12 protein-coding genes and 1 pseudogene are annotated in these 12,361 nt (G+C 33.7%); 6 read left to right on the forward strand and 7 right to left on the reverse strand.

Annotation, left to right across the window (positions count from 1 at the left end; all coding sequences use genetic code 11):
- Window positions 1–312: 312 nt before the first annotated feature.
- The 4 genes from ACGH49_RS09630 to ACGH49_RS09645 all read right to left on the reverse strand — a co-directional run bounded on the left by ACGH49_RS09630 (window position 313) and on the right by ACGH49_RS09645 (window position 3,787).
- Complete coding sequence (locus ACGH49_RS09630) at window positions 313–1,353, reverse strand: RES domain-containing protein (protein WP_411589176.1); 1,041 nt, start codon at window positions 1,351–1,353, stop codon at window positions 313–315.
- Window positions 1,354–1,361: 8 nt separating this feature from the next.
- Entirely contained in the window at window positions 1,362–2,291 is a 930-nt protein-coding gene (locus ACGH49_RS09635; protein WP_411589177.1) for a sce7725 family protein, read from the reverse strand.
- A complete protein-coding gene (locus ACGH49_RS09640) occupies window positions 2,252–3,136 on the reverse strand; it encodes a sce7726 family protein (protein ID WP_065607668.1) in 885 nt (294 codons plus the stop codon). Before ACGH49_RS09640 ends, ACGH49_RS09635 begins: the two co-directional genes overlap by 40 nt.
- Before the next feature lie 255 nt (window positions 3,137–3,391).
- Window positions 3,392–3,787 carry a JAB domain-containing protein gene (locus ACGH49_RS09645; protein ID WP_411589178.1) on the reverse strand — a complete coding sequence of 132 codons (396 nt, stop codon included), beginning with the start codon at window positions 3,785–3,787 and terminating at the stop codon, window positions 3,392–3,394.
- 272 nt (window positions 3,788–4,059) lie between these two features.
- Between ACGH49_RS09645 and ACGH49_RS09650 the strand changes: the two genes are divergently transcribed.
- Entirely contained in the window at window positions 4,060–4,809 is a 750-nt protein-coding gene (locus ACGH49_RS09650) for a transposase (RefSeq protein WP_411589179.1), read from the forward strand.
- A gap of 230 nt (window positions 4,810–5,039) precedes the next feature.
- Window positions 5,040–5,189, forward strand: coding sequence for a DNA polymerase beta superfamily protein (locus ACGH49_RS09655; protein ID WP_411589197.1), 150 nt, complete (start codon window positions 5,040–5,042; stop codon window positions 5,187–5,189).
- Window positions 5,190–5,275: 86 nt separating this feature from the next.
- Here ACGH49_RS09655 and treC read toward each other — a convergent pair whose 3' ends face one another.
- Both treC and treB read right to left on the reverse strand, forming a co-directional pair.
- Window positions 5,276–6,949 carry an alpha,alpha-phosphotrehalase gene (gene treC / locus ACGH49_RS09660; RefSeq protein ID WP_411589180.1) on the reverse strand — a complete coding sequence of 558 codons (1,674 nt, stop codon included), beginning with the start codon at window positions 6,947–6,949 and terminating at the stop codon, window positions 5,276–5,278.
- Between the two features lie 76 nt (window positions 6,950–7,025).
- Window positions 7,026–8,453: a PTS trehalose transporter subunit IIBC gene (gene treB, locus ACGH49_RS09665; RefSeq protein WP_411589181.1), complete on the reverse strand. Its 1,428-nt coding sequence runs from the start codon at window positions 8,451–8,453 to the stop codon at window positions 7,026–7,028.
- A 372-nt stretch (window positions 8,454–8,825) separates the two neighbouring features.
- Here treB and ACGH49_RS09670 point away from each other — a divergent pair, with 372 nt between their 5' ends.
- A complete protein-coding gene (locus ACGH49_RS09670; protein ID WP_411589182.1) occupies window positions 8,826–9,461 on the forward strand; it encodes an NAD(P)-dependent oxidoreductase in 636 nt (211 codons plus the stop codon).
- A 258-nt stretch (window positions 9,462–9,719) separates the two neighbouring features.
- Here the strand turns inward: ACGH49_RS09670 and ACGH49_RS09675 are convergent.
- Window positions 9,720–10,591, reverse strand: a pseudogene (locus tag ACGH49_RS09675) (IS3 family transposase); the annotation flags it as partial.
- A gap of 52 nt (window positions 10,592–10,643) precedes the next feature.
- Between ACGH49_RS09675 and ACGH49_RS09680 the strand changes: the two are divergent.
- From ACGH49_RS09680 to tssE, 3 genes are read left to right on the forward strand one after another with little or no spacing between them, the layout of a single operon-like run.
- The gene (locus tag ACGH49_RS09680) at window positions 10,644–11,306 is read left to right on the forward strand and encodes a type VI secretion system baseplate subunit TssG (protein WP_411589183.1); all 663 of its coding nucleotides are present in this window, start codon (window positions 10,644–10,646) and stop codon (window positions 11,304–11,306) included.
- A 20-nt stretch (window positions 11,307–11,326) separates the two neighbouring features.
- On the forward strand, window positions 11,327–11,845 hold the full coding sequence (tssJ, locus tag ACGH49_RS09685; RefSeq protein WP_411589185.1) for a type VI secretion system lipoprotein TssJ: 519 nt from the start codon (window positions 11,327–11,329) through the stop codon (window positions 11,843–11,845).
- The gene (gene tssE, locus ACGH49_RS09690) at window positions 11,842–12,288 is read left to right on the forward strand and encodes a type VI secretion system baseplate subunit TssE (protein WP_411589186.1); all 447 of its coding nucleotides are present in this window, start codon (window positions 11,842–11,844) and stop codon (window positions 12,286–12,288) included. Before tssJ ends, tssE begins: the two co-directional genes overlap by 4 nt.
- Window positions 12,289–12,361 lie beyond the last annotated feature (73 nt).

Below are 12,361 nucleotides of genomic sequence, written 5' to 3' on the forward strand. Positions count from 1 at the left end.
CCGTCATTCAGCCAATGGCTGGGTATCACCTGAACAATATGAACAACAATATTACCAAAACGAAAAAATGATAGAGGCGGGCACTGTCTAATATTCTGGCGAGGATCAATTGAATATAAAGAAAGTATATCCATCTTTTTCTATATGGTTCATGTACATCACACTTTTTTAAAGATCATATCAATTGATGTTTAGATGTTCGCCTATGAAGATTTGAAAAGAGCTTTCCCACACTCTATTTCTCTATTTCTATACATGTAATGCAAAAGGCTAAGATTCGGGCTACGATATTAACAAAAAATTATTTAATAACTATGCATTAATTACATCAAAATTGTAAGAAATTGCATTAATTTTATATTTTTTAGGATGATTTATCGTAAATTTATTAGGATCATAAAATACGTAATTAGTACCATGATTAAATGAACTATTAAAAGCAATACCATCAAACTTCCCTACTGATTTTATAAACTCACATAGTAGCTGGGTAGGAATGTAATCTATAATTGAGTTATTGGGTAAAATTGGTTTCGATAATTCACTAGATAAAATTTCTAATAATTCTAAGTAGCTTGAAACTTGACCTAATGCATTTGCTTCAAAAGCCATAATTGAAGTATCTTTTTTGGGATTTGTTAGATCAAGTATGTTAATATTTCCATTACTGATATTACACTCTGAAACATATATAGAACTTGCGTTACTTGGCCTAACTTCTGATATACATGTATCTAAATTATTAGCAAGGTATAAATAGGAAATTCCTATGGGATTAGCTCTACCTGCAGAAGATGTACCTTTGGGTGGTGCTCCCATATTCTTTGCTTTGAGTTTATTTTCACTTACTCTAGCTCGATAAAAAATTTGTTCTTTGGATATTTTTTTTGTTAATTGCGATAATAGATTGAAAAATATAGATTCTTTTTTTTCTATATTAAAGATAGAAGAGTAAATTGAATTCACTGGAAAAAATCTATTCTCATGTTTTATTTCTTCTTTGAACTCATTCCATTGATTTGCATAATATGAAGTATCAAACCTAGGTTTATATTTCTTTTTTTGGTATGTTTCTCCTAAAATTTTTTGCAAAAGTAATTCTGTTTTATTTATATTTTTATGAAATATTGCATAAGTGTCATTAAGTAACGTTGAAAGAGGATTTCCATTATTATCTTCTTCAAAAGAACCAATAAGAAATTCAAATTTTTCTAAAAGAGAGGATGGCTCTAAACATATACTTTGTTCAGAGGAACAAAAATCACATTTATCAGCTAATTCACCATTATCCTGAATAAACTTTTTTAAATAAATATCATTAAAGCAATTCATACAACAAAGATAAGCTCGCATATTTATAATTACCTGTTAAGATACTCACAAATTGTTTCTATATGATGTTTCATTGAAATTTTCTTGATAACACCTAAACCAGGAAAATGCCCACCTTCATGTAAGATTTTTAGTTCCTGTATTCCATTAGATTCAATGAATGGGCTTTGAGACGAATTTAATAATTGAATAACTTTATCCAAAGCTTGTCTAAATTTCCCTCCAGGATTTGTTGGTGTTTTATCATCTTCGGAAGAAAAGTGCCTAACATACATGAAGTCATATTCTTCATCAATATAAGAAAGGTGTATTGTAACTACAAAAGCGGGACCACCACTTTCTGAGTAATTATTACCAACTATTGTATAATCACCAAAACCAATTACCTTAGAATGACAACTTTCAAATGACATATGTAAATCTGAAAAAAACGATTTATGACTATAATCAGCATTTTTATTTTTTTTCTGAAATGGATCGTCCATTAGAACTATATTATTTAATTGATCAAGTACCTTAAATGGGGTATATCTGTTTATAATCACATAATTAATGTCTGATAAAAGATCAATTTTATCTAGTTCTATATCATCATAAACATAAACAGCTTTTTCTGGGAATTGTAAAAGATTAATCGAATCAATTATACTTTTATAGCTTTCAGCTGGAGAAGTGACTTTAACACATGGAGTAAAGGAGATATCTAATTCTAATGAGTCATTTTTTAAATCGTTTATTATATTTAAATCATTATCGTTAAAATCACCCATGCAAGGATTGATTATTACAATTGGGATAATCTTATATTTATTCAAAGCATCAATTGTTCTTATAAGTGGACTAAAATTATTTCTTACTGGCTCTATGATAGGCTTAAAGCTTTGATCTGAGACGAGAGGTGCTAATTCTCTAAGCGCAATTAATTCGTTCCGTTTACCTCGCATGACTGGAAAGTACATATATTTTTCCCATCTATATATTTGTCTAAAATATCTAACAAGATATTTTGCTCATTTTTTGTTATATTATAGCAAATAGCAGAAGAAATTAAAGAGTCAGGTAACTGTTTAATAAAGTGAAAATCATTTGCTCGATATTTTTTCAAGGTTTTTCTGAATAATATCTTTAGTTTATCATGCGGTATTTTATAGAATTTATCCAAACAATAATCAAATATTTCTGTATTTTTCATTTTTGGAAGAGTTCCAAAAAAATCTTCAACAATATATTTATATTCTTGCATTCTAAGCGATTGCATCATTATTTTAGGTTCAATCGGAGTATTAAGCATGTTTGCTCTTATTACTTCTTTAATTGCTCCTCTTTCCGTTAACTCAAAAAGACCGATATTTTCAGGTAATAGAGCACAAATTTTATCAAGATGTTTATTGGCAGAAATAACAGATACTTTATCAAAGATTTTTGTATAAGAAGATAATTGTTCAGGCAATCTGTTTAACGTGTCAAACTCAGTTTTTATTTCATAACATGTTGATATTCCATTTAAAATAACACAATCAGCTTTATTTGCTCCAACTCTAAATTCAGCTAACATTGTAGCTTTTTCACCATGACGATTTAAAAATAATTTTTGGGCTATAACATTTTTATAAAAATACTCACCTTTATAATCTATCGATGTTTTGGAAAGAGTTAAGTCAAATAACTCCGATATTTTAAGTGGCAACTTCTGTGGTATAAGATATTCGTGAATTGTCTTATGGAGAATAGAAAAATCATTCTTAGCTAATGAAGAAATTGCATGACTTGTAAACAATTTCATAGCATCTTTACTTCTTAACATAATTTTCTCTACCATATAATAAATAAAATTAGCACTATAATGAATAATTGTGTGCTCTTTCAGGTAAGGTTACTATAAATAAATTTAAATGTTAATTTTTTTCATTTCTAAAGAAGTAAACTTAATGTTAAGGTTTTAACAATTATTCCATCTTCCCCCCAAAACCTTCGCAATATTTTCAATCGATACGCCCTTTTCTTATAACGCATTAATCAGTATTTTCTTTTCTGCTGAGCTGTTTTGGTCTTATCCCTCTCAACCGCTAACTTTTTTTCGCAATTTGCTTTTCTTGTTTACGAATGCGTTCAACCACTTGGTAAGTCGGACATATTTTAGGCTTTGTTCGAGTTCTTCCATTAGTTTGATGCTACGAAAGCTGATATAGGTTTTAGGAGTGATAATTAAGTGGTCGGTAAGCTCGATATTTAAAATATGGGCAACTTGAATTAAACGGTCGGTGATGTCTTTATCAGCCTCTGAGGGGATCAGCGATCCGGACGGGTGATTATGCACCAAAATCACGCGTGAGGCGTTTTTCATCACAGCAACACGGAACATGTTCATTGGTTCAATGTTGACCGATTTATACGACCCAAGCGCAATCAGCTCGATATACAGGATAAACCCGCTTGATTCATACCAATGATCCAAAGATGTTCCTTTTCTTGGTCGATCTTGTTTTCATGCAATAACACACCTGCATAATACTGTATACGTCGTCCGTGCTTTCAATATAGCGTTTGTCATGTTTGGTTAGTTTAATATCCATCTTATCGCCTTGTAAAATCACACAAAAAATAATATAGCATATTCTGTTTATGCTAGGCAGTCGTTAATCAAATAATTCCACCTGTTCACTTTTTAGGTTATATTTTTTGTAAAAAAAATTCAGGATTCTATACCGTTTCAAAGGGGAATCAACAATGTATCACTCTATTTTACCCGACGAGCAGCATTCTGCTGCTGAGCGATTTTTGCAACGAGTGCCAGCGTTAATCGCAACAAGTCCATTATGTCGACGCCTTAAGCCAGTCGCATTACTGATTGATATTGCGCCCATGACATTAATTGCTCTGCCACATAGCTTGATTGCCAATAAATTTAACCTTTCACCGCGAGCCGCTCAAAGGCGAGATAAGGTTATTCGTCACTGGTTAGCGCAGTATGAGCCTGATCTTTATCAAGCGGTACTTAACCTTACACAAACCATGCCGGCAGAGGTGTCTCGACAAGCTCAGGCATTTAAGTCATGGCTGACCGAGCTACTTGATACGTCAGTTATGCCTTGCGATTATTGTCGATCGCTGAGTACAGTTCGCATTGGGCACCGTCTTAATTTTCGTTGCCGAACCTGTCGCCGAACGTTTAATCCACTCAAAAAGTATTATCTTGATAAGTTATCTCATTGTGAACAGTGGTTGCCTTTTATTGATTTATTGCTACAAGGTGAGACATTTAAAACTATTAACCAGCAATTAGGAATTAATACCGATACCGCCGCTAAGTGGCAACGTTATTTTTTGGGAATAATGGAATTACAAGGATTTTTAGTATTGGCTAACTATTGTCAAATAAAGCGATATCAACGTTACCATCAAACATGGTTAGACATTCACTCTGGTGACACGTTTTTACCCGCTGGCAAATCGCATTTTAGATCTAAATTATCGTAATGTTTAATGTGGTTGTAAAAAATATTCAGGATTCTATACCGTTTCAATCATAAATCATTATGCTCAATGATTTGTTAATGGTAATAGGCAAAAGGCTTTAAATGCGTTAAAAATTCAGATATAAAGTAAGATAAATAACCTAAAGGAATAGTTACAATACAAAACAGCATAAAACAAAAATTAGCAGAATTGGCACAGCAACATAATATTCATATACTTTATGCCTGAGAATCAGGCAATCATGGGGGGTTCCATCACCGAATAGTGATTATGATGTGCGTTTTATTTATGTGCATTGGTTTTATAAATACTTAGTGATTAACAATCCTACCTCACATTTAACTTTTCCTATTGACGATGAGCTAGATTTGCATGGTTGAGATTTTAAAAAGACTTTTTAATTAAATCGATCAACTGGTTGGCATTAAAATGGACAATCTTTTTATAGATTGCCCATATCGCTTGCTTAATCCGCCTGTTGCAACCAATATATGGCTTCATAAGGTTTTAATCTTATTTCAGAGCCTAGCCGATGGTTATCTTGATAATTGCTAAATAATCGTTGCCAATTCAAGAGTTGTAACGAATTAGGTAATGACCATGTCAGTGTTTTATCGGTCAGATTTACTATCACTAGTAATTTTTGATTATGCCACCGCCTGATATAGCACCAATAATCAGCAATATCTGGCGTTAAATCTTGATAATCACCAAAAATAAAAATCGGGTACGTTTTGCGTAATTTAATTAAGGTTTGATAGCAATAAAATACCGAATCAGGATCATCGAGTGCCGCTTTGACATTAATTTGTGGATAATTATTAGCAACCTCAATCCAAGGCTTACCTTTAGTAAAGCCAGCATTGGCTGAATTATCCCATTGCATTGGCGTTCGGCTGTTGTCTCTGGATTTGCTAGCAAGGATTGCTAAAATTTCTGCTTTAGACATACCATCTGCTATTTTTTCTTGATAAATGTTAAGACTCTCAACATCTTTATATTGTGAAATATCAGTAAAATGAGGATTGGTCATACCGATTTCTTCACCTTGATAAAGATAAGGTGTGCCTTGTAAACCATACAGTAGCATGGCTAACATTTTGGCAGATTGTTTGTGATATTGGTTTTCATTACCAAGGCGTGAAACGATACGAGGTTGATCATGATTACACCAAAAAATTGCATTCCAAGCCTTATCTTGCATGCCTGTTTGCCAATAGCCAAGGATTTTTTTGAGTTCAAGTAAATCAGGTTTAGCCAGCGTCCATTTATTACCGTTTGGATAATCGATTTTTAGATGATGAAAGTTAAACGTCATGGTCAATTCTTTACCATCTAAGCTAGCATATTTTTGGCAGTTTTCTAATGTGGTGGATGACATTTCGCCAACCGTTTTAAGTTGGTTGGGTTGAAACACATCACGACTGATCTCTTGTAAAAATTCATGAATTTTTGGACCATCGGTATAAAATCGACGACCATCACCATTTTCATCATCCAGAAAATCTTGCTGTTTTGAAACTAAATTAATCACATCAAGCCTTAATGCATCAACGCCTTTATCAGCCCAAAATTGACATACTTTTTTGATTTCTTGACGAACAGTTGGGTTTTCCCAATTAAGATCGGCTTGCTGTTTAGCAAATAAGTGCAAATAGTACTGTTTTGATTGTTCATGCCATTGCCATGCTTTACCGCCAAATTTTGACCGCCAATTGTTAGGCTCTGAGCCATCGGCTTTAGCGTCTTTCCAAATATAAAATGAGCGATAAGGACTTGACTTATCTAAGGCTGATTTAAACCATGGGTGCTGTGTTGAAGTATGATTAAACACCATATCCATCATAATGCGAATACCACGCTCGTGCGCTTGTTTAACCAGTAGTTCGAAATCAGCCATTAAACCATAGCTCGGATCTATATCATAATAATCCGACACATCATAACCGTTATCAATTTGTGGGGATGGATAAATCGGCGTTAACCAAATAGCACTAACCCCTAAATTTTCAAGATAGTCTAATCGGCTAATAATACCTAATAAATCACCCGTCGAACCAGCGCCACTAGCTTGGAAACTTTTTGGATAGATCTGGTAAATAGTACCATTTTGCCACCAAGGGATATCGATTTTATTCATTGCTTGCTCTTTATTATTTATTTTTCATAAATTAATCGCTCAATAACAAGAACGGTTAATGGTTATTAGCTCGTGTTTAACGAATATCTAACGTACCTTTTTTAAGTTTAATTTTATAAACGATCGAAGTTAAAACAATCGGAACCACAATTGCCACAATCATCGCCAAAGCATAAATCGACCAATATATCGGCTTTATCGATAAAATACCCGGCAAACCGCCAACCCCAATACCATTAGATAACACACCGAATAAACCACAAATTAACCCGGCTAAAGCTGAACCAACCATGGCGCACAGCATCGGGAATTTATAGCGCAAATTAATACCATACATAGCAGGCTCGGTTACTCCAAGATAACCTGATATGGCAGCAGGAACCGACACTTCACGCTCATTATGTTTTTTACTAACTAAAATAATACCCACAACAGCCGAAGCTTGAGCAATATTAGATAAAGCAATAATTGGCCAAATCGGCGTACCGCCCATGCTTTCAGTCATTTGTAAGTCAATTGCAAGGGTTGTATGGTGAATACCAGTAATAACCAATGGTGAATAAAAGAAACCAAAAACAGCAGCGCCAATAAAGGCATAATCACCAGTCATTAAATATTTAACAATAAAAGCAATACCATTACCTAACATTCTTCCAATTGGACCTAAAAGGAAATGTGCTAAAAACACAGAAACAAGAAGCGCAACAATCGGCACAATCACTAGATTCAAGTAATCAGGTACAATTTTGCGTAATCGTGTTTCGATCCAACCCAACGCTAAACCTGCAAAAATAGACGGAATCACCTGCGCTTGATAGCCGACTTTTTCGATACTAAACCAACCAAAATCCCAAACATCAGGTATTTTACTGCCAAGGTCATAAGCGTTCATCAATTGTGGTGAAACCAAAGTGATGCCTAAAACAATACCTAAAATTGGCGATCCTCCCATCTTTTTCACGGTAGACCAACAAATGGCAACTGGTAAAAAGTGGAAAATCGCCTCGCAAGGTAACCAAAGTATACTGTAAATTGGCGCTAGCCAATGATAGGTTTGTATCAGCGGTTTATCATCAATGGTTGGCATTTCGCCAATAATATTACGCACACCTAATAACAAACCACCAGCAATTAGCGCCGGTAACAATGGCACAAAAATTTCGGCTAAATTAGAAATTAGTCTTTCAAAAAAGGACATATTTTGTTTTGCAGCTATTTTAGTTTGCTCTTTGCTTGCTTCATCTAAATTTAATTGCTGGATCAATGCTTTGTAATAACTATCAACATTGGTACCAATGATAACTTGAAATTGTCCAGCATTATTAAAACAACCTTTCACAAAAGGCAGTTCTTCTATAGCTTGGACATCAGCTAGATTAGGATCAACTAAGGCAAACCTCAATCTTGTTAAACAATGAGTGACACTGGCAATATTTTTTTTCCCACCAATCAACTCAATTAATTGTTTGATTGATTCTATTGCTATTGTTGTACTTTTAGCCATAATCTTATTATCTCCTTAGTGAAGCCAAATTGAAACTTACACTATTTTAAATTTATCAATAGACTAGCCATTTTGGGGTTTGATTCACTATAAATTGAATTCATTTATTAATAAATGGAAACATACTCTTGTTTGTGACTAATGTCACATATTGTAGTGAAATAAGCACAAATTAAATAAACATGACTGCTGGATTTATTTAATAAATAAGCATTGTTAACTAATAGCTAAAACGAAAATAAGATGTAATATAGAATATCAAAAAACCACTATAGCCTTATATTTAGTATCAGCTTTACAGTACTAAACTAAATACTAATCTAAAACCATTCTTATATCAGTTAATTCTTAAACGCTTAAAAGGAGCAAAATATGAAAATTGCAGCCATTGGTGCAAGTGGTAAAACAGGGCAGCTTTTAGTAAAAGAGGCGATTTCGCGAGATCATGATGTTACTGCAATTGTGCGTAAGCCAAATCAACATCTCGCTCCAAAAGCAGCAGTGCTAATTAAAGATCTGTTTGAATTAACTTATGCTGATTTAAAACCCTATGATGTAATTATTGATGCATTTGGCACATGGGCACTTGAATCACTGCCATTGCATCAAACCAGTTTAAAACATTTAACGGATATATTAAGTGGTAAAACAAATCGTCTATTAGTAGTAGGGGGAGCAGGAAGTTTATACGTTAATCCACAACATTCAATTCGTTTGGTTGATACACCTGATTTTCCTGATGAATTTAAACCATTAGCAACCAATATGGCAAAAGGACTTGATGAGCTTAAAAAATGCAATGATGTGCAATGGACTTACTTAAGCCCTGCAATTAAGTTTAACGCTAATGGCGAAAGGACTGGGCATTATATTATGGGGGGCGAAGAAGTGTTATTTAACAGCAAAGGAAAAAGCCAAATTAGTTATGCCGATTATGCCATTGCCATGATTGACGAAGCTGAAACAGCTAAACATGTTAAACAACGCTTTACTGTGGCTACTGAGTGATATTTTTTAAATTCAGTTGCTAAGCTTTTCAAAGCAGAAATAAGTGTTTATTTTTTTATAACAATTAATAAAATATCCCAACAAAAATATTCAACGCTTATTATTTTAGTGGTTGGATTTGGCTTGGGATATTTTTTGACTTTAAAAAACAGCATTACCAATCCAAGCTTCCAAAAATTTAGTTAAGTTGACTGACACCTTAACCAAGTTTTGGAATGGCAATACATTTTCAAACAAAAAATTAAGGGGTAAGTGTTTTTTAAATTCAACGGGAGGCAAGTAGCCTAACGAAGAATGTAATCGTTTATGATTATACCAATAGGCATAAGCCGAAAAAGCGCGTTGTAACTCAGTTGTTGATTTGAAACGTTGGCCTTTTACAAATTCCATTTTAATTGTTTTAAATGTCGCTTCCGCTACCGCATTGTCATAAGGACCTCCTTTCTTGCTTAATGAATGCGTGATATTAAATGTCTTAAAACAATCCTCCAATAACCGATTATCAAACTCTTTACCTCGGTCTGAATGAAATAAATCCAATTTTGATAATGGCAGTTTAATTTGGCTTAATGCCGACATGACAAGCTCTGCTGTTTTATGTTGACCAACATGATAACCGACAATCTGCCTATCGGATAAGTTCACTAAAACACATAAATAGTTCCAACGTTGCTTAACTTGAATATACGTTAAATCCGCAACAACAATTTGCTTTTTATCACCTACGTCAAATTGTCGTTGCAGGTGATTTTCTGTGGCGGTTTCATTCACTTTCGTATTGTGAGATTGATAACGTTTAACGGTGTATTTTGATACCAGCAATAATGTCTTGATAATCCAAAATATTGACATAGTTTTGTTATGCTATAACGATGTCGGTTTGCTTTTAGGATAGCGATTTTCGCCCTATTATCAGTGCTGCTTGCTTTAGAATATCGTTTTCCATACGGAGTTGTTTAAGCTCTTTACGCAAAGCGATTAACTCTTGTTCTTGTGGACTGCGATTATCTTTTGTTTTAAATGAGCCACTTTGGCTTGCTTGCGTTATCCAACGATCCAATGCTGATGGTGTCAAATCATATTCTGCAACGATTTCACTACGTGATTTACTGTTGATAAAGACTGACCATTTGGTGTTTAAAATCATCAGTGAATGTTCATCTTTGGTGTTTAATCTTATTCATGTTTGTTCCTTTTTTAGTTGTGATAAGTTTACCTTACCCCTTAAAAAAGTTGTATGAATTAGTGTGGCCGATCCAATCGCAGTGTTTACTTGGGTTGACAGGATTTGGTATAGAGGCAACGAATAAACAAGTTGGTACACCTTTATCTCGTTTTTTGGCGTTATTGGGCTTAATGTCGCAAAAAACACGTACGGCTGAAGGGATTGTTGGATTAGTTCGAGTATTAGTGAATGATGCCCAAGTTGTTGTCAGTGAATTTTATCCAATTTGGCAATCAGTTAATCCGTCTCAGTTGGGTGGTAAAGAGCACAAACGTACCACTTTAGATGGTGGTGCTATATTAGGAGCTCGCTTTAGAGAGTGCAACCAAACAGTTCATATAGCGATTACACCACAGTACAAAAACCAGATTGCTGATTTACTACCTGGCGGGCAATTACATTGTGATTTACTCGCTTTATTGCGAGCTTATTTAGGTTATCAAGTTGATGTGACACTCTATATTCAGCGTCAATTTTTACCTCGAAGCCAATTGATATCTAAAAATAGTCGACTAGGCCAAACATCATCGTTCACTAAAAAAACAGCAAATGGTGAATCTAATCAAGATAAAGTAGCTGTAAATTTAGGGCGCTATTCTGGAATTAGTTATGCAGCATAATATAAAAGAAGGAAATAAATATGAAAATAATTAATTTATCCATTGTTATCTTATTAACTATATGGTTAACGGGATGTGGCATGGTGCAGAGTATTTCGGAAAAAACATCTGATTTCAGTAATTCTATTTTTACTTGGGATATAAGAACGTTACATTTAGATATTACAGCAAGATCAGAATTAAATATGGACGATGAAGGTCGATCTTCACCTGTTGTTATTCGTATTTATCAATTAAAAGAAGCCAACACATTTGACTCTGTCTCTTATCAAGATTTAGTCGATCAAGATAGTAACGTATTAAAAGAATCTCTGCTTGAAAGTAAAGAAATAGTATTAAAACCTAATACAGCTATTGCTATTGATATTCCTTTTGATAAAAAAGCTAAAATAGTAGGAATTACTGCATTTTATAAAGAACCGAACATAAAAGATAATAGCTGGCGATTAGTTTTAAAGCGAAGGGATTTAAATATCAATAAACCTCGTGAAATAGTAGCAAAACAATACACAATCACTTTAATGGATGAACATAAATGAGCGCCTCTCTATATGACCTGCTTTATGGTTATTTTGAATCAGGTATAGCGGTTGATGATGTGTCTGATAATGAACAGACAACTATTAGCGTAATGGATAATATTGAACGTATTTTAAATAGTCGAGCAGGTGCTATAAAACACCTACCAGACTATGGTTTACCTGATATGTCAACAATCTTTCAAGCATTGCCTGCTTCAGCCTATATTTTAATGAGAGCAATTGAACAAACGTTGTTAAAATATGAACCGAGGCTTTCATTTATTAAGATTAATATAGATGAAAAAAATAATGACACAATGGTATTAGCTTATGAACTAATTTGTTATTTCAAAGAGGGGGAATTGTCCAATATGGGACTTATTTTATGGCTGACGGCAAAGCACACCTTAAATATATACGCAAGAATCCACGTTATAATTTGTCTAGCAATCAATTATTGAGCAAATAAATCAATAAATAATATCAAAACTGCACAATCAATCCTTCTAAACTTTGGTATAAATGATATTCGTG

Source organism: Gilliamella sp. BG7, assembly GCF_046635565.1.
Lineage (GTDB): Bacteria > Pseudomonadota > Gammaproteobacteria > Enterobacterales > Orbaceae > Gilliamella > Gilliamella apicola_P.